The 21,263-nt window shown below is 66.4% G+C and carries 18 protein-coding genes, 1 tRNA gene and 2 pseudogenes; all 21 read right to left on the bottom strand.

The window, feature by feature from the left end:
• Positions 1-1,092 (bottom strand): hypothetical protein, encoded by a 1,092-nt coding sequence (locus ACX6XY_RS03460; RefSeq protein ID WP_460326165.1) that lies wholly within the window; start codon positions 1,090-1,092, stop codon positions 1-3.
• A complete protein-coding gene (locus tag ACX6XY_RS03455; protein ID WP_460326163.1) occupies positions 1,071-1,868 on the bottom strand; it encodes a hypothetical protein in 798 nt (265 codons plus the stop codon). The genes ACX6XY_RS03460 and ACX6XY_RS03455 overlap by 22 nt, the downstream gene beginning before the upstream one ends.
• A 49-nt stretch (positions 1,869-1,917) precedes the next feature.
• Positions 1,918-4,254, bottom strand: coding sequence for a phage tail tape measure protein (locus tag ACX6XY_RS03450; RefSeq protein WP_460326160.1), 2,337 nt, complete (start codon positions 4,252-4,254; stop codon positions 1,918-1,920).
• Between the two features lie 276 nt (positions 4,255-4,530).
• Entirely contained in the window at positions 4,531-4,809 is a 279-nt protein-coding gene (locus tag ACX6XY_RS03445; RefSeq protein WP_460326158.1) for a hypothetical protein, read from the bottom strand.
• A gap of 2 nt (positions 4,810-4,811) precedes the next feature.
• Positions 4,812-5,240 (bottom strand): HK97-gp10 family putative phage morphogenesis protein, encoded by a 429-nt coding sequence (locus ACX6XY_RS03440; protein ID WP_460326156.1) that lies wholly within the window; start codon positions 5,238-5,240, stop codon positions 4,812-4,814.
• A gap of 42 nt (positions 5,241-5,282) precedes the next feature.
• On the bottom strand, positions 5,283-6,284 hold the full coding sequence (locus tag ACX6XY_RS03435; RefSeq protein ID WP_460326154.1) for a phage tail tube protein: 1,002 nt from the start codon (positions 6,282-6,284) through the stop codon (positions 5,283-5,285).
• Positions 6,285-6,292: 8 nt separating this feature from the next.
• Complete coding sequence (locus ACX6XY_RS03430) at positions 6,293-6,724, bottom strand: hypothetical protein (protein ID WP_460326152.1); 432 nt, start codon at positions 6,722-6,724, stop codon at positions 6,293-6,295.
• A gap of 9 nt (positions 6,725-6,733) precedes the next feature.
• Complete coding sequence (locus ACX6XY_RS03425; RefSeq protein WP_460326151.1) at positions 6,734-7,099, bottom strand: hypothetical protein; 366 nt, start codon at positions 7,097-7,099, stop codon at positions 6,734-6,736.
• A 67-nt stretch (positions 7,100-7,166) separates the two neighbouring features.
• Positions 7,167-8,342, bottom strand: coding sequence for a phage major capsid protein (locus ACX6XY_RS03420; protein ID WP_460326149.1), 1,176 nt, complete (start codon positions 8,340-8,342; stop codon positions 7,167-7,169).
• A complete protein-coding gene (locus tag ACX6XY_RS03415; protein WP_460326147.1) occupies positions 8,342-8,959 on the bottom strand; it encodes an HK97 family phage prohead protease in 618 nt (205 codons plus the stop codon). Before ACX6XY_RS03415 ends, ACX6XY_RS03420 begins: the two co-directional genes overlap by 1 nt.
• Positions 8,922-10,286 carry a phage portal protein gene (locus tag ACX6XY_RS03410; RefSeq protein ID WP_460326145.1) on the bottom strand — a complete coding sequence of 455 codons (1,365 nt, stop codon included), beginning with the start codon at positions 10,284-10,286 and terminating at the stop codon, positions 8,922-8,924. Before ACX6XY_RS03410 ends, ACX6XY_RS03415 begins: the two co-directional genes overlap by 38 nt.
• A 68-nt stretch (positions 10,287-10,354) precedes the next feature.
• The gene (locus tag ACX6XY_RS03405; protein WP_460326142.1) at positions 10,355-11,836 is read right to left on the bottom strand and encodes a terminase large subunit domain-containing protein; all 1,482 of its coding nucleotides are present in this window, start codon (positions 11,834-11,836) and stop codon (positions 10,355-10,357) included.
• Positions 11,837-11,946: 110 nt separating this feature from the next.
• Positions 11,947-12,291, bottom strand: coding sequence for a phage terminase small subunit P27 family (locus ACX6XY_RS03400; protein WP_460326459.1), 345 nt, complete (start codon positions 12,289-12,291; stop codon positions 11,947-11,949).
• A gap of 296 nt (positions 12,292-12,587) precedes the next feature.
• Positions 12,588-12,935, bottom strand: coding sequence for an HNH endonuclease (locus ACX6XY_RS03395; RefSeq protein WP_460326140.1), 348 nt, complete (start codon positions 12,933-12,935; stop codon positions 12,588-12,590).
• Between the two features lie 73 nt (positions 12,936-13,008).
• A tRNA-Leu gene (locus tag ACX6XY_RS03390) sits at positions 13,009-13,083 on the bottom strand.
• Positions 13,084-13,701: 618 nt separating this feature from the next.
• The gene (locus tag ACX6XY_RS03385) at positions 13,702-15,468 is read right to left on the bottom strand and encodes a recombinase family protein (RefSeq protein WP_460326138.1); all 1,767 of its coding nucleotides are present in this window, start codon (positions 15,466-15,468) and stop codon (positions 13,702-13,704) included.
• A 100-nt stretch (positions 15,469-15,568) separates the two neighbouring features.
• Positions 15,569-15,955 (bottom strand): annotated as a pseudogene (locus tag ACX6XY_RS03380) (alcohol dehydrogenase catalytic domain-containing protein); the annotation flags it as partial.
• Positions 15,956-16,023: 68 nt separating this feature from the next.
• Positions 16,024-17,124: a potassium channel family protein gene (locus ACX6XY_RS03375; RefSeq protein ID WP_460326136.1), complete on the bottom strand. Its 1,101-nt coding sequence runs from the start codon at positions 17,122-17,124 to the stop codon at positions 16,024-16,026.
• A gap of 49 nt (positions 17,125-17,173) precedes the next feature.
• Complete coding sequence (locus ACX6XY_RS03370) at positions 17,174-18,490, bottom strand: molybdopterin molybdotransferase MoeA (RefSeq protein WP_460326456.1); 1,317 nt, start codon at positions 18,488-18,490, stop codon at positions 17,174-17,176.
• A gap of 698 nt (positions 18,491-19,188) precedes the next feature.
• Positions 19,189-20,085, bottom strand: coding sequence for an NTP transferase domain-containing protein (locus ACX6XY_RS03365; RefSeq protein WP_460326134.1), 897 nt, complete (start codon positions 20,083-20,085; stop codon positions 19,189-19,191).
• Positions 20,086-20,132: 47 nt separating this feature from the next.
• A pseudogene (locus ACX6XY_RS03360) lies at positions 20,133-21,185 on the bottom strand (dihydrolipoamide acetyltransferase family protein); the annotation flags it as partial.
• Positions 21,186-21,263: the final 78 nt, after the last annotated feature.

Genomic DNA, 21,263 nt, shown 5'->3' with positions numbered 1-21,263 from the left:
TTAGCTTGGGTTGGCATTGCTCCACAGTTCCTTACTGGCAAGGGCGAGCTTGATGGTTTCGGTTCCGTTCGCGTCAATCGTGGTGCCGCACTCCGTGACCACGAATTCGTCATACAGCGCCACGTACCCCGCATCGACTTCCACGGCCGCGTAATCGCCCGGCACGAAGTCAAGGGGGCTGAACAGGTCGGGGTAAAGGGTCAGCTCAGGAATGGCGACCGGTACGGCCCCGGCGTTGATAGTGGCTTGTGCTTTGTCTAGGAGCGTAAGGGTTTCCTTGACGTCTGAATATGAGCCCACGGCTACGCGTTCAGGCATCCGGTCGGCAAGTGATGGGTTCTCGAAGATGCCAACGATCTTTTCCCCGTTGCCCTTGTCAGCGCCGGTCGCGTAGGCGACGGTACACAGCGCCGTACTGTCGTAACTGACGCCGGTCACGTTGCAGTTCGCGCGGTGCGTCAGCGTGTGCGAGACGGCTGCGCCGGAACGGCTGGATATGACGAAGCGATGCCCGACCCGCTTGCCCGCAGTCACCCAGTAAGGCACGTACCGGAAATTGAAACCGCCGATATTGTCGGCAAGCTCTTCGACTGCTTCGGCAGCGTTCTTGAGTTCGTAGCGGGTCCATACCGTGGTGCGCTTGTGGCCCGTGCTCGCAACCTGGCTGGTGTCGGTGCCAATGCCGTTGTCCGCGTTGAAGTAGGCGAACCAGTCCTTGAGAATCGTTGCTTGTTCCTTCGTCTTGGCCGTCCAGCCGTTGACGAAGTGCCGCCCCTGGTAGTGCGAGTGATAGCCGGACGCGTTGAGCGTCAGCGTTCCCGCCGCGATGTCAGCGGCAAGGGTCCACAGAATCCCGCCCCACACGGGCAAGCCGTCACGCACGACGACAAGCCCGCTCAGTCCGGGGCTCAGTGACTCCGGGTCGGCTTCCGGGGCGAAGAGGGGAACACCTATCGTCGCTGAGCCCGCAGCGTTCAGCGAGTGCGTAAAGCTGATGCCGGTCACCGGCAGCACCGCAACGACATTGCCCGTCTTGAGATCCGTCTGAACGACGGAGTAAGCGGCCGTCACTAAACCCACCTGTTCCGCCACGTGATGCGCGCCGTGGTGGCGCGCGTGACTGCCTCACTCGAAAGGGTCAGCCGGTGGTCTCCGTACTCGAATTCCGGCCAGAACGAACCAGGGGTCACACGGTCGGTGAAGTCCGTCCCCGCATCCGATGTGACCCGCTGCGTTTCGCTGTTGACGGTGGCGTTTCCGCCATAGGTAAGCCCGAAGGTCCGGCCGGTCACTTCGTCCGTCAGAACAATGTTCTTGGCGTTGTCCAGCACGATCACGGGAAGCGCCGGAACCGACCCGGCCTGAGTGAACCTCAGCTTGGGCTCCGACCCTTCCCACGGACTGTCAAGGGTCATCGAGACCAGCGCATCCCCGTATATGTGGGGGTCGGTGGCGAAGAGTTCCACCACCACGTTGCAGACCCGATGCGCGAAGTTGAGGTCAAGCGGTGCGCTTCGCTTGCGGGTGCGTGCGTTCACGAAGGCCGTCCGGCCGCCCGCCACGCCGGGAAACCGGAACCGCAGGGGCCTTTCCCGTTGGGCCGGGCGAAAGGCCGCGTAGACGGCGCTCAGCGCTTCGGAGAACTCTTGCGGCGTGCTGCCGTACACCTCAAGCGTCAGCGTCACCGCACGGCCGTTCATGTAGTCGTCACCCGGATACAGCCCGTGCCGCTGAACAAGGGTCAGATCCGCCGTGCGGATATCCGGAAGCGACAGCAAGCCGTCGACGGCCACAAGGGAAATGGCGGAGTCGGGACGGCCCATTACCAGCCCCCCGAACTCGCACACCCAGTCTTCCAGCTCCGCCATTCCTGCCCCCCCCTGAGAACCGACCCAGTGACTCACGTGAGTCACTGCCTTACCGGGGCGCGATCCGAAGCGCCCATGCCACTTCACGCCCGATCGCGTGCGGGTCCGCGCCGCTGGTCACGTTGACCGTCACTCCCTCGCGCTCACTGGTCGCATGGTTGGGCATCACCGTTGCGCCGCGCGGTAGGTAGACCTCTTCCGGGCCACGCTCACCAACCCTGGTCAGGCCGGATGCCGGACCACCCATGGCCCGGATCTTCGGAATGGGGTTGTCCGGGATGTCGATAGAGAGGCGGCCCCAGCCCAGCTTGTTGGGTATCGCCCAGTTCAGAAGGTCAACAACCCCGTTCATCGCACCCTTCATGGCACGGGTGACGACACGGCCCAGCGAAGCGGCGAACCCGCCTAGCTTGCTCATTCCGTTCTTGAGTCCGTCGACAAGACTGCGCCCGATACCGAGAGCGGATCTCGCCATTGATCCGGCGGTGCGCCCGATAGCGCCGGGCAGCCCCTTGAAGAAGTCGATGACTTGGCGGACACCTTCACCCGCGAATCGCCCCACGGCCTGAAAGGCTTCTCGGGTCTTCTTCTTGATGGTGTCCCAATGCTTGATCAAGAGCCCCGGTCCGGTGAAGTTCAGGAAGAGGTCAACCAGCCAGTCAAAGATGCCCTTGACCTTGTCCCAGACCCATTCAAAAGCCTCTCCGGTCCATTCCTTGATCTTGTCCCAGTTCTGCCAGATCAGCAGAGCCAGCCCGACAATCGCAGCGATGATCAGCGGAATGGGTCCCATGGCAATGAGCCACGCGGCAGCCATGCGGGCAGCCTGAACCATGGCCTGAGCGCCCATGAGCACCCACTGAGCCACCATGATCGCGCCGTTGAGCACGGCAGCGGCGGCACCGGCCACCCATTGCCCGACCACGATCGCGCCGGAGATGACGGCCTGAGCCCCCGCCTTGAGCCATCCGCCCACCACAGACCACGATGCGGCAACCTGAGTCAGCGCTGAGCCCGTGGCGGTTGCCCCAGTGGTGACCCACGCCCCGACCGCCTTGCCCCCGGCAATGACCGACTGAACCCCCCACTGAATCAGTGCGGGCAACATGACGGCCGTCAGCACACCGGCCACGGTGAGAATCGGAGTCCTGTTCTCGTCCACCCAACCGGCGAGCGCAAGGACCTTTTCGCCCAGCCCCTCAACGGCGGGAATCACGGTTCCGCCGATCACGTCAACGGCCAGCGTCTGGAGACCACGCCAAAAGGCCGTGACCTTCTGAGACGCGTTGTCGTGCATCACGTCGCCCGCCCGCTTGGCGGCCCCGTCAACGTTCTCCAGCCCGTTGGATGCCGCCGCCGTAGCCGGGTCCAGCGCGTACAGCGCATCGCCCATGACGTTCGCCGGGTCTCCGAATAGCGCCGCCGCAGCGTTCAACTTCGTCTGTTCATCGGTCGTGCCCTTGAGCGCGTCAAGGGTCATCGTCAACGCCTCTTCGGCGGACTTGCCCCCCTTGCCGATCTTCTCGGCAACGGTGTCCGCGTTGAGTCCGATGCTCTTGTACGCGTCGGCCGTGGCCGTGCCCCCGGCAAGGGCACGTTCCCCGAATTGGCCGATAGCGTCCGCGACCTGGTCCGCGTCGCGCGCGCCCCCCTGTAGTCCCTGGGATATCAGCCCAAGGGCTGTCTTGCCGTCCAGGCCAACGCGCCGGAACTGAGTGGAGTACTCGTTGAACGTGTCGGCCAGATCCTCAGCTTTGTTAGCGCCGTTCTGTGCGCCAACCGTGAGGATGTCAAAGGCTTCTTCCGCGTTCTTGGCTAGCTTCGTCTTGAGCATCTGTGCAACGGCGTTCGTGGTGGGGCCTACGTCGTCCCCCAGCACGGCGGAAACGTCCATCGCCTTCTTGCTGATGTTGGCCATTTCGTCGGCCGTCGCACCCGCAGGAACTAGACCTTGTTGCCATAGGCTTTTCAGCGCCTCATTGGCGTCCGCGATGGATTCGCCGTATCCGGCCGAATAGACCGCCCCCGCAGCCTCCCCCAGCCTTTTCGCCTCAGCGGGATTAGCGCCTAGCTGAGCGGCAAGAAGGTCGTTACTGGCCTCCCGGTCCATGGCCTCTGCGATTCCGGCGACCAGCCCCGCACCAACGGCCAGACCGGCAGCGGCAGCGAAACCGCCGAACTTGTCCGCAAAGCCGCCCAGCGAGTCACCCGCGTCGTCAGCGCCCTTGGCGACTTCGTCCCCCAGCCGCCCCGCCTCTTCGGTGGCTGCCCGTAGCGCGTCCTCAACCTGGTCCGCGAACGCCGTTACGTCCCGCGTACCGTCATCGAGTGAACGGCTCAAGTCGTCCAGATCACCCAGCAACGTAATCGTGATCGGCTTAGCCACGGAACCCCCCAGTTGTTACGCTGCGTATATCCCGCGGTGGCCGGCGAGGGGGGTTTTGATATACGCAGAGTGACAGTTACGTCATGACGGGGGTTCGGCGCTCCCCCGGCACCGGCCCCCCGGAGCGACCGCGCGACGCGCGACGCTCTTCCTTCTGTCGTGCCTCAACGTCGGCAACCATCTGGTCTGTCAGCGTGTTGAAGTCCCTCAGCGAGAGCGCGCGCACGTCCGACCACGTGAGCCCCCGGAAGTGGCCGACCAGCCGCGCGCACGTGACTACTCGCTGAGCGCGGTAGGGTCCTTGGGCTTCTGCTTGAACTGGATTCGGAGCTTGCCCGCGTCCTTTGCCGAGAAGTCCGGGTCATCGCGCCGCTTGATGACTACGGCCATGGCCCGCAGTAGCTTCGCCTTTCGCGCGCCCGGCTTGGCAAGCGCGTCCAGCGGGCCGTCAATGATGTCTTCGATGATGTCGATCTCATCAATGGAAAGGCTGTCGATATCCAGGGACAGCACGTCACCCAGGTCGCCCGTGCTCGCGTGCTTCTTGGCACCCATGTTCAGCTCTCCAACTTGTCTTTGAGTACGGCGGAAATCTCACGCCCGTACGTTTCGGAAACCTTCTCGCTGTTGCGAGCCATAGCCCGGTACAGGAACCGGTTCGGCCGGATACCCCTCTTCGGGTAACCGAAGTGAATCGCCCCGGCATAAGGGGAGCGCGAAGCCGTTCCCGCCTTGATCTTCGCGGAATTGGCCGACGCGACCACCTTGACCGACTTGGCGAGTTTGCCGGGCCGGTACCTCTTGTTGTCCTTCGGTGTGCGGCTGTGCTGCGGAACCCCTCGCTGAGCTTCCGGCCTGACTATCTCCGCCGCCTCTTTGTTGACTTCGCGGACCTTCTTGGAAAGGTCCTTGTCCTTGAGTTGCCGAAGGGTCTTCTTCAGACGGTTCAGCCCTTCGACCTGAACCGAGAAGCGCGATCCCGCCATGCCTCCCCCTCACGCAGTGACTCACGTGAGTCACTGCCTTCGTCACTCACCGGACGGAACGAAACCGGGGGTTGGGGCGACGTACGTGACCTTGACCGCTGAGCGGCCGTCTCCAGGGTCCAGCACACGGAACGGGAGCGAGGTAGCCGTCACGTCGTCAACGGACGCTTCCGGGCTCTCCCCGGTGAACTGGACTGCCGGGCACTCGACCCGCATAGACGCGCCAGGGACCAGGCCCGTGAAGTCCACGGCCAGTGACGCCACCGTGCCGCCGATGAACGCCTCATACACCTTGAGCGTGTCACTCGTGAACTCTCCCTCTAGAGAGCCCTGATACGTCGGCATGGCCGCACGTACGGGGGACTTCTTGAGCGCATTGCCGCGAAGGAAGCGCCGGTCAACCTTCATGCCACGGTCGCCGGTCAGCTCCAGCTTGTTGGCGTCCACGGTGACGGCCGCGCCGTCGATGGTGAGCGCGATTGCCGCGCGGGTCCAGTCGTAGACGTACGCCTCTTCCGGGTACGTGATCGGCAGCGCGTCAGCGGGCTTGTCCGAATGGCTCACGTCCTGAAAGTCGAACGTAGCCGTCAGCGTCACGGGATTCTCTACCTCAGCGGTCAGCTCCCACTCAGTGACCACGCACCCGACGTGCTTGTAAGCAACCGACTTGCCGTCAGTGGTCGGCCGGATCATCTGAGCCGTGAACGAGGGGGACGCACTGTCAGCGCCGCTCTCGAAGACGTGCGTGGTAAGCCCCGTGGACGCGTTGGGGGTTCCCCCGTCGTACGCGTCGAAAGCAGCGGAGAGAACGGCAGCGGCCCCGGCGTCCAGAATGTCAATCTCTAGTTCGCCTTCACCGCCCATGTTGATCACGTTTCGCCGGTCGGCCCGTGCTGTCTGCATACCAGCGCGGAACCCCACGCTTTCGATGAACTCGCGCGTGGTCTTCCAACTGTCGGACTTGCCCTCATAGCCCAGCATGGCCGTTGCGGCGGTGCCGTAAGTCGTCTCTTCGCCAATGCCTATGGCAGCGTCCAGCGCCATGTTTCCCCCTAGGTGATCCGGCCGCGAATCCTCACGCGGACAGTCAGCGCGGCATACGCGCCGTCAGTGCTTTCGGCCGTCTCGCTCTCGGAGGATTCCGGCCGTACATCGAGCAGGCCCGGCACGCGCGCAGGAACGACGGAGCGGCAGGCTTCTGTAATGGCGTCACGAAGGCCGTATACGGCCCTCTCAGCGCCTATCGGGTCGCCCGGCGTGATGACCAGGGCGTGAACGTCCACGTAGCTTGTGACGGCCGTAGGCTTGCGCGGCCCCTGCCGCATGGCGACGGCCGTAAGCTCTTCGTCTCCCGTGGCACCTAGCCACACCTGTTGACGCCGGTCGCTCTTGCCTGTCTCCGCGAAGGTGCATTGCACCCCGACCGGAACGGCAGCCTTGAGGGCATCGAACAGAACCAACTTGGCGTCGAAAACCAGCGCCACGAACCCCCCTCAGATAAAGATGAACGGGAGCCGCACGCGGTACCGGTTCAGTTGCGCGTTCACTTCCGGCAGGCTGGTCGGCCGCCACGTCCCACCGGCTTGAGCCAACTGGACTGAGCCGAACTCGCTTTGAAGCTGTAGCGCCCGGTCCGGGATGCGTGACACAAGGTCAAGGCAGTACTGACGGGCGAGAGTGCGCACACACCAGCGGATCGTTTCTGGCACCTCTTCGGTGCCCTCCCACTTCCGCCCGCAGTAGCTTTCGACTGTCTCAATCGCGTACGCGATAGCGTCCGTCAGCGTCTCATTCGGGAAGAGTTCCACGTCGTCCAGGCCGTCCAGCGACCGGACATCTTCAACCGTCGCGTATGACATGCCCCCCCCTTAACCGGGGCGGGGCAGTGACTCACGTGAGTCACTGCCCCTGTGCCCCTCAACGTACTTACGCCTTCGGAGTGACCGTCAGTACCTTTGCGGAGCGTTCATCCACTAGAAGGCCGTCCGCCCGCTGGACGAACCGGTAAACAATCTGGTCGTTCAGGAACTTCGCATCCACGGACCGCTCAACGCGTAGCGGACCGGCAAGACGGACCTTGTACTTGTTCAGGTCAGCGAAGAGAACGCGGTCATCCGGAACCGCAACGTCGGTGGCGACCGGCTTACCGTTGAAGGTGTCCGGGGCACCGGCCGTTAGCGCGCTCTGCCATAGGTACTGGCCATTGGCATCCTTCAACTTGCGCATAGTCGCAGCGGTCTTGTCGGACACGACGAACACCGCGTTGGCCCGGTAAGACGACGGAAGCTCATAGAACAGGTCAATGAGCGCGTCGGAAACGGTGTTGTCCTTCGCGCCATCGGTCCATGTGGCGACGGCAGTCGGGGCAGCGTTCAGAATGCCCATGGGCTGACCGGTGCCGGTACCGGCTAGGAAGTGCTCACCCATGCCGTGACCCAACGCCGGACCCGCATCCCCGACCAGGAAGCCCACAAGGTCTAGCGCCTGGTCCTGTACGAACTCCGTGCTGACGACCGATGCATAGGCGTACTTGAAGGCACCCATGGGCCGCTGAACGGTTGTCGGGTTGCTCTCCGGAATCGGGCCGTTCTCGCCCACGATGGAAGCGGACGCACGGCCCGTGACAACCGTGAAGTCAATCGGCTCGCCACCCGAAGTGGTCAGCCGCGAAGCGCCGTTGCGCATGACGGTAGACCGCTCAACCGCTTCGGCGAGTAGCTGACCGAACAGGGTGCGCGGAATGACGTTCTTGCCCGTGGTCGTGTCAACGGCGCGCTTCTCCGGGGCGAAGGTGGCAGCCTCCCCCAGCTCAAGCGACCGAAGCTGATCAGCGGCAGCCGATAGCTTGTCCTGAGTCTCACGCTTGCTGCCGGTGCCCTTGAGTCCGGCCATGAGGGACTGTACGGACTCCGTGGCCTTGAGCGCGTCAACGCCACGCTTCACGCGGCCGTCATAGTCGGCAATCGAGTCGAGTAGAGCGGACTCCTTGGCGCGAGCGTCGGCGTCCATCTCCTTACCGGCGAACTCTTCCGTGAGTGCACGAAGTTCGTTCGCTGCCTTCTCGCGCGCCTCAAAGTTCGCGCTGAGAGTCGTTGCGTCCATTACTGGACACCCCCCTTGTAGTAGAAGTGCGCGAACCGATAGCGCGCAGGGTGGATGGGCAGTGACTCACGTGAGTCACTGGGGTCGTCTTCAATGCCGAGAGTCAGCGCCACGGAGCGACTGAGCGCCGCGTCAGTGGTGGGGTAGGCGGGATTCAGAACCGGGCCTAGTTCCACCACGTCCATGCGGGTGATCTCCCGTACCGGTAGGCCGGTCTCCGGGTCATCGTCGGCCGCCCGGCGCTGCCCTCCCTGATCCACGCGGAATGTGAAGGAACTCCCGCGCACGTCCCCGCGCTTGAGGAGTTCGGCAAGGTCACGGCCAACCGTGGTGTCGGGTAGTTCGATCTCGTACCAGCCGCCTTCGGCGTCTTCGCCGGTCCGCAGCGTGCCTGAACTCGCCCGGCCCAAGACGTTGTTGACGTTGTGGTTAAAGGTGGCGATCACGTCGTTTGCCTTGAGCGAGTCGGCACCCGCACCGGGGATGATCCGTTCGCGGAATCCGCCTAGGTTGTGGCTCAGTTCGTTGAAGCGGTAGGCGTACCCGCGCATGGTCACGGTGTCGCCTTCGGTGCTGACCTCAGCCGGTAGAGCCAGGTTCCTTCGTTCCGGCGTCATCCTTCTTTTCCCCCTCTTCGTCGGTGTCGCCCCCGTCTTGTGCAGGGGTGTCGTCCACGGGCGGGGGCTCGATGGCAGCGGGCCTGACGGGCTCTTCGTCGGCTACGTCGGCAAGGTTCATGGGCACGCGGTGCGTTTCTCCCTTGCCGTCCGGCAGGGGCTCCAGGTCTTCCCACGCGCGCACTTCGTCAATGCTGTAAATGCCCTGTTGCAGACCGATTGAGTACATGCTCATGCGCTCAGCCGGGGCACCACGCTGGATACCGTCAAGGCTGAACTTGACGAAGAGCTGACGGTTAGCCGTCTCCGCGAAGATCAGCCGAGTGAAGCCCGCTTCGATGCGCTCAAGCCACGGGCGAAGGCTGAACATCGCAAAGGCTTGGTTCTGCTCAGCGAGCCCGCTACCCCAGCTAGTTGAGTTCGTCGCGTCGCTGATCAGGTGCGGCGGAACGCCGAAGATCCGGGCGATTTCCGGAACCTGAAATTGGCGGGTCTGCAAGAACTGTGCTTCGTCCGGCGAAAGGGTGACCTTAGAGAACTTGGCCCCTTCGGTCAGCAGTGCAACGCGGTGCGCGTTCTCCGCCCCGGAGTTCGCAAGCCGCCACGCTTCGCGGGCGCGCGCTAGCCCCTCTTCGGACATTGCGCCGGGCACTTCGATAATCGCGCCAGGCATGGCCCCGTTGGCGAAGAACTTGGCCCCGTACGTCTGCGACGCGAGCGCGAGCCCAATGGACTCACGCGCGAACGAGATAGGCGAAACGCCGGTGAACTCGCCCGGCAGCATCATGCCGGGGATATGCAGAACCTCACGGGTGGTGTACCAGCCTAGGGCGACTTCGTTTCCGTCGTCGTCATAGTCGGACGCGTAAAACATCTTGCGCCGTCGTCCGTCGATAACCACCGTGTGCGTGTCGATGCGCGACGGGTCCAGCACCTCAAGCCCGGCGATGTTCGGCCCGTCCCAGACAACGGCAAGGTACGCGTTACCTTCGAGCAACAGGCTTAGGACAATCTGACTCAGCAAGTCGATCCGGCCAAGCCCGCCCGGCTCAGCGGTCGGATAGTCAAGCCACATAGGCGACTTGACTTCCTTCCGAACCCCACCACGGCGCGAGTACATCGCAACCGGCAGCGTGGCTATCGTCTCGCTCAGTAGACGCACGCACCCGAAGACGGCCGACACCCGAAGCGCCGCATTGGAGTCCACCCGCTGACCGGCAGCGGACATGACGCCCGGAACGGGAAACAGGTCCGAAGCGTCATCCCACGTTGCCCGCTTCTCGACTTCGGGCGACTGCCCCCGGAAGAGAGCACGCCAAAACCCCATGTGAGTACACCCCCAGCGACTCACAAAACAGACCAGTGACTCACGTGAGTCACTGGTCTTGAGCCGTGCTATAGATCGTCAAAGAATTCGGCGCTACCGCCGAAGGCGAATACAGCCCCGTCGTCTTCCCATGTGGCGACAACGGGAGCATCAACCAAGCCGGGGTTCTCCTCGCGCCACATGACCGCACCGTGAACGGCGAGGATCATGGCAATGGCTAGGTCAATCTTCCGGCGACTCGAAGCGTGCTCTTTGGTGACGCGTGCGCCGTTCTTGTCCTCACGGAGAACGGCATTACCGATGTGCCGGGCAAGCGCTGGGTCCCCGTCATGCGAGAGGCGGCCGTCTCGGCATGCGTCGTAGACGACCTGAGTCGCCGGAACCATACGCTTGAGAGAGTTGGTCGGGAACGCTTCGACCGGCCACCCTTCGGCCTCAAGATTGTCTAGGGTCTCTTCCCAGCGGTACGGGTCCGCGACCAGGTTCCGCACCGTGTACGCGTCCAGCGCGGAACGCAGAGCGTCACGCACGTCGGCCATGGGCACCCGCCAATGCGCATCGTCGGCCGGTGCCTCCCAGTGCCCCAGCACGAACACGCGAAGGTCACTCACGCGGGTAGCGACCAGGGCCGTACTGTCACCCTTCCAAGAGCCGTCAAAGCCCAACACCACGGCGTCACCGGGGTTCAGGGTGTCGTCTACCGCAAGGGAGTCCCAGAGGCCGTGAGGCAGCCACGTAGACGCACCACGCACGAACTGACTCAGACGGTAGATACGGAAGCTAGCTTCCGTGCTCCGATGGGCGGCAGCCTTGAAGTCCTCTTCGTTCAGGATCTCGAAAGACGGGTTGCATGCGCGCCACACTGCCGGGTCTAGGTGGTCGACCTGTTCCCCGATGCGCGGACCCCACGACCGATAGAACAAGGTCGGGTCATTCGCCTCACCGGAGTTGACCCGCTCGCCTTGCTCGCAGAGCTTGGCAAAGGGGCCGTCCGGGTCGGGTCCGGCCGTGCTGACCACCCATGTCATGGGCTGGTTGCGGGCGGCACTGCCCAGCGTGAGCGCGTCGAAAAGGTCGGCCGACTTGCTGAACGCGTATTCGTCCAGCGAGACCGCAGACGGGTTTAGCCCTTGCTGCCGTCCGGCGTCAGCGGAGACCACGCGGTAAGTCGAGTCTTTGAAGCGGATCACGTCGCGCTGAACATCGCAGACAGCAGAGAGCTTAGGACTCGCGTTCACCATCGACTTGGCAGCGTCGAAAACCATGCGCGCCTGATTGCGGTCATTCGCCGCAGCGATGATCTGGCGCTGAGCGTCGGCACGGTCGGCTATCAGGTGGTACAGCATGATCGCGGCGGCAATCGTGCTCTTGCCATTCTTCCTGGCAATGCAGACCACGGCCATACGATGTTTGCGAATCCACCTGCCGAACACGTCTTGCCGAAGTTCGTAAGCGTCAATGAGTAGCTGACGCTGCCAGTCGAGAAGCCGGAACGGCTGACCGGCGAAAGAACCAGTGAGGTTGCAGAAGTTCTCAATCCAGTTCGCCACGCGGTAGCCCTCACTAGGGAACGGCGCGTCAGCGGGAACATGGCGAGCGATGACAGGATCAAGACTGGCCATCATCACCCCCACTCAGTGACTCACGTGAGTCACTGCCCCTAGAAGTCTTCCGGCCCGGCAGCCACGCGGCGCGCTTCCGCCGCCACAATGCCCAGCCGCATACGCGCTTCCGGCGTGAAGCCGATCACGGTCTCTATCGCGCGTAGTTCGCGCTCCGTGGATTCCACATAGCGCATGGCGGGATGAACGGCTGGCTGACCGGTTGAGCCCACGGTCATGAGCCCGTCGTTGTCGACGGCAGCGAGCAAGGCCGCGCGCCGGTCGTGAAGCTCCGCGTACCGCAGAATGATGTTCCTGTCAGTGTCCGGCGAGTACGCGCCGCCACCGGCCGACCAGACCGCGCGCCATACGTCACGGCCAACCGACCTGAGATGAGACGGCACGCGCGGTGCGCGACCTTCATGCACTACCGGGGCGGCAGCCTCAGCGGCAGCGTTGGCGTTCCCCGTCCGGAGATCCGGGCTCTTGCTTCGGGCCACGTTGACACCACCTTCCGGGGGCTTACCGACCCCTTAACGGGTGCCTTTCTCGTGAGCCCAAACAGGGTCTTGACCAGTAGCCGCAAGGGTCGGTCACCCCAAAACGGCGTCACACTTAGCGCGCGTTTTCCGAGCTTGGGCCGGGATCGCCAGCGGGCTCGCTCCGGGAACTTCCGAAGCGCCCCACCCTCCCCGGAGGGTCAGAACGGCCGCTTACCGAAGTCCAATGACGTCTTGGTTCGATGACATCGCTTGCACAGCACTTGCACGTTGCCGTCAACGTCTTCGCCACCAAGCGCGAGCGGGATCACGTGGTCAATGTCCACCTGACTAGGCAGGTACCACCCCAGGCACACGCGGCACCGGCCACCACTGGCGCGACGCACGGCCTTACGCAGTAGGGCAGCGGCGTTGTGGCCACGGGCGATAGCCTCACGGCGCTTACGGTGCGACCGATACGAACGGCCATTCTCGTACGCCTTGTGGTGCGCATGGCACCGGCCCTTATGGGTGGCCCATTCTCGACAGTCCAGGCAACGGGTACGCATGACACCCCCATCCGGGGTGCCCCCCTGCGTTGCGAACTGACCAGTGACTCACGTGAGTCACTGCCCTAACAGGTGCTCGCCCCCGGATTTGAACCGGGAACCTTCGCCTTCTAAGGGCGACGCCTCTTGCCGATTGGGCCAGGCGAGCGCGCGGGGGTCCGGAATCGAACCGGACCTACCGGAGTGTTCCCCACGGTGGCAGCCGTGGGTACTGGTCCAGGGTGCGCCGTACACCAACCCCCATGAGTGAGAGCGAGTCACTCAGTCCGCCGTTTCGCATCGGAAGGGTGCGCGGTAACTCCCGCTCTCACTACTACTAGAGCGCAAGGGTTTCCTAGAGCGCACGGGTTTCCTGGCCATCCGACCCGGATTCTCCCCCCTGTGACGAAGTGACGATTGAGGGGCTCTCTCTGGCTTTTTAATGAGTTTTCATAGGGGTACCTAAAAAAGCTGTTCAGTCGTCACAGCGTCACACCACCCTCGCTGTAGCGGCACACCCGACACACACGGTAGCTGTACGGGCACTCTCCGCAGAGTCATGACCATGACAAGTCTGGATACGCACGTGCGGACATGGGGCGGCCCCGCAAGGTCAGGCTTCACCGGGGCTGCGTCGGGGCTCAGGAGGCCGTCAGCGCCCGCGTGCGGGCACGAGAGAGCCCCGGCAGGGTTCGCGTCCCTGCCGGGGCTGCCTACGGGGCTCTAGGGCCGTCTGAGACCCTGGGAGAGTCCCGGCGTGTTACCCGCACGCCGGGGCACCCCAGCGCTACGCGCTCACCAGCTCCTTGCTCGCTGCTTCGCTCTCGCCCTGGTCGCCTTCGTCGTCCGCTTCGGGTTCCGGCTTAGCCCAGTGGACCGTTACGCGGTCGGCAATGTCCCTGAGCTTGCCCGTCGTACGTGGCCCAATCTCGACGTGGTCAATCCAGAAGCTCAGGAACTCCCGGCGCTTGATCAGTCCCCACCGAGACCAGAGCGAGCCCGGCCCAATCGGGTCTTCGTCCGGCGTGCCCTTTCGCCAGTCGTCCAACGGCACCTTGACGGCCTTGACTTGCTGCGCCCGAAGCTCCTTGATGCGTGCCCGGCAAGCCTCTTCGGTCCGCTGCATGGACTGAACGGCTTCCGTGAAGGCTGCCCGACCCACATTGCCCTTGTAGAGACCGGCTTTCTTGTCGGCGTAGATCTCCAAGAGGCTCTGTTCCGTGTGCTTGAGTTGGGCCTCAAGTTCGTTGCACTCGACCGCTACGCCTGCCGTGTCTTGCTGCCGGGCGAACCTCTCGGAGACGGCGGCCATGAGTGTCATGTCGTCTTCGTTGGTGGGGTCCAGGTTCACCAGCCGTGCCCACACCTTGCGGGCAACGTATTCGTCGGTCTCGTCCACGCGGACGCTCACGCGGGTCACGCCCATTCGCTTTGCGCCGCTCCCGTCCCGGTTAGTGCGGTAGCGGGGGACTCCGTTAGTCATCGTCGTACTTGTGGTGGCCCCGCAGTAGGAGAACATGATCGGCCAGCCGGTCAGTAGATAGGTTCCGCCGTGGTACGGCCGACGCTTCTTGCCTTCCGTGGAAATGGCCGTCTGCAAGACGTACCACTCAGCGGGGGTAATGATCTGGTCGTGCACGTGGATGGGGTCGCCGTTGTCGTCGCGCCGGATCTCCCACTTGTCCGACGTGACACGGTTCGCGGCCATGCCCGCTATTCGCGGGTCGCGAAGGGTGCGCAACACGGCTTGCGGAGTCCAACGCGGTTCCGGGTGCTGCTTGAAGTTTCCGCGCTTCCGGCGAGCGGCTACACGGGCCACACCTTGCGGAGTTCGCCATCCGGGGGCCGGGTGCTCAGGGTCATTCGTCAACTTCTCGGCAATCTTCCCCGGCGTAAGCCCCTGCTTCTCCGCCATTTCCCGCATAGCGAGAACAGTTGCGCGTCCGCTCTCCGTCGGCGTGATCTTGACATATTTCACGCCATCAGGAGTGAACTCCTTCACGTTCTCGCCCCAGAAAGGCGCATTGCCGGAAACGTGGCCGCCTGCCTTTCTGGCAAGCTCTTTAGTGTTCACGATGAACGCCGACTTGGTGTCGGACTCCTGCTTTGCGAGTCCGGCGATGATCGCGAAGATTCCTGCGCCGATAGGGTCGCTGGTGTCTAGGTACGGTTCACGGACGCTCACCAGGGAAACGCCGTTGTCCCTCATGACCTTCTCAATGGCGAAAGCCTCTTGAGCACCCATCCGGGTCAGTCGGGACAAGGTGAATATGACCACCACGTCACACTTGCCGTCGCGTACCCACTGCATCATGTCGTCAAAGCCGTCGCGCTGAACGCTGGGGTCCCAACCGGACTTGCCCACGTCCCGGAACCGCTTTACGACCCGGTACCCGCGTGCCGCGCAGAGCGCTTCCCCTGCCTCCCACTGCATGAGGGGGCTTGCGTCGCTGCCGTCTTCGTTGAGCTTGCTCTGACGCGCGTACAGAACCGCGCGGGGCCGGTCGTCGGCCGCTTCGTTCGCTACGTGCCCGTTCAGGGTCTTCGGTGACATGCGGTCGGGTCTCCCTCTCCTTGGTTACAGGGAGGGGGAGCGCAAGGGTTCCTTACGCGGGGTCGGGCGCTCCCCCTGGGGGAGACTTCACATGCTCTTTTGACCAGACCGTCGCGGTCACCTCGGGGAGCGCGGCCGCCGTCACCAGGTCGGTGTTCTCGGGCAGCGGCAGCAGCTGTCCGGTCGGCACGGCCACCTTCTCGGCGTAGCCGCCGCCGACCAGCAGGGCGCACACCTCGTCCCCGACCGACCAGCCGCTCACACCGGGGCCGAGCGCGGCGATCCGGCCCGAGCACTCAAGTCCCGGATACGGGGACGAGCCGGGCGGCGGGTCGTAGAAGCCCTGTCGCTGGAGCAGGTCGGCGCGGTTGACGGCGCTGGCCGCCACCTCGACCAGGACCTCGCCGTCGCCGGGTACGGGGTCGGGGACCTCCGCCCAGACGAGCGCGTCGGGTCCACCGGGTTCCGGGATCGTGATCGCATGCATGGCGGCGAGGCTACTCGTCCCGCCGCGCCGCCCGCCCCGCCGCCCGCCGCGCCGCCCGTCGCACTGGCTCAGAGGTCCTTCGGCGGGCGGATCGGGGCCACCGGGGGCGTCGGCGTGACCCGTACGATCGTGATCAGACGGTCCGTCAACTGCAGTGGGCTGGCCAGTGGATCGTCGTAACCGAGCAGCCGGTGACCGCGCACCACGCTCACCACGAGGTCATCGGTCTCCCGGACGCTCTTGCCCACCTCGGCCTTTATCACCGGCCGTTCGACGAGGTCGAGCCCGCTGCCGTGCTGGATGAGGTCCTCCAGGACGTTGCCCGCGCGGGGGCTGAGGACGGACAGACCGAGCAGGCGTCCGGCGGCGCTGGCGCTGGTGATGACGGCATCGGCGCCGGACTGGCGTAGCAGCGGGGCGTTCTCCTCCTCACGGACGGCGGCGACGATGTTCGCGGGGCGGTTCATCTGTCGTGCGGTCAGCGCGACCAGTACCGCGGTGTCGTCGCGCTGGGTGGCGATGACGATCTGACGGGCCTTCTGCGCCTCGGCGCGAAGCAGGACGTCGCTGCGGGTCGCGTCGCCGACGACGCCCGCGAAGCCCTCCGCCGTGGCGGCGTCGATGACCTTGGCGTTGGGGTCGACGACGACGACCTTGTCCTTGCTCAGGCCGGTGGCCAGGATGGTCTGGACGGCGGAACGGCCCTTGGTGCCGAAGCCGACGACGACCGTGTGGTCACGCAACTGGGACCTCCAGCGTTTGAGCCGGAACTCCTCGCGGGTGCGCTCGGTGAGCACCTCAAGGGTCGTTCCGACCAGGATGATCAGGAAGATCACGCGCAGTGGGGTGATCACCAGGATATTGACGAGTCGGGCCGATTCACTGACCGGGACGATGTCGCCGTAACCGGTCGTGGAGAGGCTGACGGTGACGTAGTACGCGATGGAGAGGAAGGTGACCTCGCCGTCCTCGGCATTGGCGTCCCGGTATCCGTCACGGTCGAGGTAGACGACGAACATCGCGGTCAGCAGCACCAGGATCGCCATCGCGAGCCGGGTGCCCACCTGGCGCAGCGGGTGCGTCATGATCCGGCGCGGCAGCTTCACCTTGTAGGTCGTCAGGTGCTCGTCGGCTTGACGCGCGATCGCATCATGGCCGGGGAGTTTCACGTGAAACGCTCCTCGTTCATCGCCGTGCCTCGCACCTCGTTCTGCACCTTCACCACATTCCCCAGGGCAGTTCCAGAATCTCCAGTTCCTGGCCCTGCAGCGCCCCGCCGGGCGGTACGATCGCCAGGCCGTCGGCGACCGCGACTCCGCGGAGCATCGCCGGACCGTTGAAGCGCAGGGGCACGGCCTCATCGGCCCGGAGGGCGACGGGCACCAGCCGGGTATCGTACGGATGCCCCTGGATCTCGTCTCTGGTGGGGGTGCACAGCGGCGCGGGCGCACGGCCGCCGGACAGCGTACGGAGCAGGGGTTCGGCCAGCGTGAGCAGGCCGGAGACGGCGGCGAGCGGGTTGCCCGGCAGGCCGACCAGATGCCGGTCGCCGTCGAGGCGGGCCAGCAGCATGGGGTGTCCGGGGCGTACCTGGACGCCGTCCACCAGGAGTTCGGCACCCAGGGCGCGCAGCGTGGGGTGCACGTGATCGACGGGGCCCGCGGCGGTGCCGCCGGTCGTGATCACCAGGTCGGCCGTGGAGTCCGTGAGCGCCCGGCGCAGGGCCTTCGCGTCGTCGCCGAGCCGCTGGACGGCGGTGACTTCGGCGCCGAGCGCGCGCAGCCAGGGGGGCAGCATGGGGCCGAGCGCGTCCCGGATCAGGCCGTCGCGCGGACGGCCCTGGGTGAGCAACTCATCGCCGAGTACGAGGACTTCCACGCGGGGGCGGGGGTAGACGGGCAGCGCGTCATAGCCCGCGGCCGCGGCGAGACCGAGTGCGGCGGGGGTGACGGGCGTCCGTGCGGGGAGCAGCTGGTCGCCGCTGCGGCACTCCTGGCCGCGCGGCCGGATGTCCTGGCCGGGTACGACCTCGCGCTGGGCGTGCAGTCTGCCGTTGCCGTCGGCGCGGCCGTACTCGCTGCGGAGTACGCCGGTGGCGTCCTGCGGGACGCGAGCGCCGGTGGCGATACGGATGGCTTCGCCGTCGGCGAGCGGCTCGGGGAGCGCGTGCCCGGCGAGGACGCCGTCAGCGCGTACGGTCCAGGGGCCTGGGCCCGCGACGGCCCAGCCGTCCATCGCGGAGGTGTCGAAGGACGGCAGGTCGGTGAGCGCGGTGAGCGGGGCGGCGAGCACCAGGCCGAGTGCGCTGTCCAGGGGGACCAGCGTGCCCCCGCCCGGACCCGGTCCCGGCGTCTGTGCGGGTGCGGGTGCGGGTTCCCCTGTGGGGGTGGGTGCCGGTGTGGGGCGTGCGGCGGCGCGGGCGGCTCGTACGGCTGCCGCGGCACGGCTACGGGCCTCGGGCCAGGAGGTGCCGGTGGCGTGCGAGCGGTGTGTGTGCTGGTGGCCGGAGGCGGGGGCAGAGGCGGGGGCGGGCACGCTGGCCGCCCCCTGCTGACGCGAAGCTGGCTGGCTCTGGGCGCGGTGCGTCTGGGTTCGGTGGGTCTGGGTTCGGTGGCCGTGAGCAGGGTCGTCCTGGGTTCGGTGGGCCTGGGCGCGGTGGGCCTGAACGTGATCGTCCTGGGGCCGGTGGCCCTGAGGCCGGCGGCCCTGGGCGTCCTGGTCCTGGACTCGACTCCGCTGCGCCTGGGGGTCCTGGGCGCTGATGTGCTGGTCGACTGGGCGTGGGCCGGGGCCGCCGCGCGACGCGCGGTGCGCCCGCTCGGCGTCCGCGCGCGCCTCCCTGACCAGGGCCAGGGCGTCGTCTACGGCCAGCTCCTGATCGTCCCTGCCGTCCCTGCCGTCCCTGCCGTCTCGGGAGGCTCGGCGGTCCGCGCGGTCCTGGCCGCCTCTGCCGCCTCTGCCGTCCTGGCTACCCCTGCCGTCCCAGACGTCCTGGCCGTCCCTGCCCCCTCGGGGGCTCGTGCCGTCCCTGTCCTCCCTGGGGCCCCCGCCGTCCTGGCCGTCCCAGGGGTCCCCGTCATCCCAGACGTTCCCGTCGTCCGTGGTCCAGGGGTCCCTTCCGGCTCGGGGGCCGCTGCCGTCAAGGGGAGCCCGGCCGTCCGGGGTGTCCTGGGCGGGCTGGCTGGCCTGGCGGGCGGCTGCCGCGGGGCCGTGGTCCGGCGCGTCGTACCCGGTCATCTCGCGTCCGGCCCCGTCTCGGACGGGGCTCCGGCCTTGTCGCCCTCGGCTGTGCCCGCCTCGTCGGCCCAGCGCGCCGCGAGCGCCGCGGCCTTGCGGGCCGCGTCGGCGACGGCCTCGGGCCCGCCGTCCTGGGCCCGCGCGGCGGCGTACCCGACGAGGAACGTGGTCAGCGGGGCGGCTGGCCTGGCCACGCCGTGTGCCGCGTCGCGCGCCAGGTCGAGCAGCCCGGCGGTGTCCACGTCGAGGTCGATGTCCAGTTCGTTCTTGACTGCGGCAACCCATTCATTCAGCACGTGCTCATGCTCCCTGATCCGCGCGCGGGCTTCGGCGATGTCCTCCCAGGTGTCGCAGTCGAATGCGGCACGGGAGTCGTCGGGTCCGGTGACCCTGGCGAGCGCGAGCTCGGCGGTGAGCAGGCGCAGCGGCAACCCGGTCAGACCATTGTGCCTGGCGGCGATCCCGGCGATCGCGCGGCGTAGCGGCGCGCTCCGGTACGCCGCGACCAGCGGCTGGTCACGGCCCTCCGCGTCGACGAGCAGCGCCCCGTCGACCGGCTCGGCGTCAAGCGTGGCCAGCAGCCGCCGGACGGTCGGCTCGCCCAGAAAGGGCAGGTCCGCGGAGAGGACGAGCACGTACGCGGCGGTCGTTCCGCGCAGCCCGGCGTCGAGCGCGGCGAGCGGCCCGCCGCCGGGCGGGTCCTCGCGGGCCCACCGCACGGCCCTGGCGGTGGGCCCGCGGTCCGCCACCACGACCGTGGCGGCGGCATCCGCGCAGGCGGCCAGCACCCGGTCGAGCAGAGACCGGCCACCCACCCGCACACCGGGCTTGTGCACGCCGCCGAGCCGTCTGGCGGCGCCTCCTGCCAGCACTACGGCGTCATACGGGGTCATCCCCCGAGTATGGGCCCAGGGCGGGCGGCCGTGTGGAGCCGTCCGGCCTACAGGGTGCGCAAGAGCACCGCGGGCTGTTCGACGCAGTCCGCCACATAGCGAAGGAACCCGCCCGCCGTCCCGCCGTCGCACACCCGGTGGTCGAAGGTGAGGGAGAGCTGCACGACCTGGCGTATCGCCAACTCCCCCTGATGCACCCACGGCTTGGGGACGATCCGGCCCACTCCGAGCATGGCGGCCTCGGGGTGGTTGATGATCGGCGTGGAGCCGTCGACGCCGAACACGCCGTAGTTGTTCAGCGTGAAGGTTCCTCCGGTCAGGTCGGCCGGGGTGAGCCGCCCGGCCCTGGCCACCTCGGTCAGGCGGCCGAACTCGGCGCTGAGGGACTCCGCGTCGCGTGCCTGGGCGTCGCGTACGACGGGGACGACCAGGCCGCGCTCGGTCTGCGCGGCGAAGCCTAGGTGCACCTCGGTAGGGCGTATGACCTCGCGGGCGGCCGTGTCGACCGTGGAGTTGAGCTCCGGGTAGCGGGCCAGCGCGGCGGTGCAGATCCGGGCGAGCAGGGCGAGTACGGAGATCTTGGGGCCGCCCGCGGCGTTCATGGCCGCGCGGGTGTTCATGAGCTCCGTGGCGTCGGCGTCCACCCAGCAGGTCGCGTCGGGGATCTCGCGGCGGCTGCGGGAGAGCTTGTCGGCGACGGCGCCCCGCACACCGCGCAGCGGAATCCGCTCCCCGGACGCGGCGGTGACCGCCGCGACGGTGGGCTCAACCCTGGCGGGCTCGGTTCCGGTGACCGCGGGCTCCATCCGCCGCGCCGCGCGCGTCCCGGCGGGCTGAGGCGTCTGGGCCGCCCGCAGCGCGTACTCGACGTCGGCGCGCAGGATCAGCCCGTCGGGCCCCGAGCCCGCCAGCTCGCGCAGGTCGAGGCCGTTCTCCCGAGCCAGTCTGCGCACCAGCGGCGAGATGACCGGCACCGGCCCCTCCTGGTCGAGACGCTCCGCTCCAGCGTCCCGCCGGGCCAGTGCGCCCGGCCCTGCGCCCGGCCGTCCGGCCGGTGCGGACGGCCCGGCGTCCGGCCGCGCGGCCGGTGCGCCCCGCGCGGGGGCCGGTCGCTGTGTCACAAATCCGCGCCCACGACACGCGACACGTCATCTCGTATTGCGTCGTGTGCTTTAAAT

Source organism: Streptomyces sp. O3 (genome assembly GCF_054788135.1).
Note: the sequence above shows the minus strand (reverse complement) of the source record. Positions and strands in the feature narration are given on the sequence as shown.

What these genes read in the sequence shown, in the direction of transcription:
- ACX6XY_RS03455 (WP_460326163.1), bottom strand. Translation starts at nt 1,868, where the DNA reads ATGGCGGAGCTGGAAGACTGGGTGTGCGAGTTCGGGGGGCTGGTAATG.
- ACX6XY_RS03445 (WP_460326158.1), bottom strand. Translation starts at nt 4,809, where the DNA reads ATGGGTGCCAAGAAGCACGCGAGCACGGGCGACCTGGGTGACGTGCTG.
- ACX6XY_RS03440 (WP_460326156.1), bottom strand. Translation starts at nt 5,240, where the DNA reads ATGGCGGGATCGCGCTTCTCGGTTCAGGTCGAAGGGCTGAACCGTCTG.
- ACX6XY_RS03435 (WP_460326154.1), bottom strand. Translation starts at nt 6,284, where the DNA reads ATGGCGCTGGACGCTGCCATAGGCATTGGCGAAGAGACGACTTACGGC.
- ACX6XY_RS03425 (WP_460326151.1), bottom strand. Translation starts at nt 7,099, where the DNA reads ATGTCATACGCGACGGTTGAAGATGTCCGGTCGCTGGACGGCCTGGAC.
- ACX6XY_RS03420 (WP_460326149.1), bottom strand. Translation starts at nt 8,342, where the DNA reads ATGGACGCAACGACTCTCAGCGCGAACTTTGAGGCGCGCGAGAAGGCA.
- ACX6XY_RS03415 (WP_460326147.1), bottom strand. Translation starts at nt 8,959, where the DNA reads ATGACGCCGGAACGAAGGAACCTGGCTCTACCGGCTGAGGTCAGCACC.
- ACX6XY_RS03410 (WP_460326145.1), bottom strand. Translation starts at nt 10,286, where the DNA reads ATGGGGTTTTGGCGTGCTCTCTTCCGGGGGCAGTCGCCCGAAGTCGAG.
- ACX6XY_RS03395 (WP_460326140.1), bottom strand. Translation starts at nt 12,935, where the DNA reads ATGCGTACCCGTTGCCTGGACTGTCGAGAATGGGCCACCCATAAGGGC.
- ACX6XY_RS03385 (WP_460326138.1), bottom strand. Translation starts at nt 15,468, where the DNA reads ATGTCACCGAAGACCCTGAACGGGCACGTAGCGAACGAAGCGGCCGAC.
- ACX6XY_RS03365 (WP_460326134.1), bottom strand. Translation starts at nt 20,085, where the DNA reads ATGACCCCGTATGACGCCGTAGTGCTGGCAGGAGGCGCCGCCAGACGG.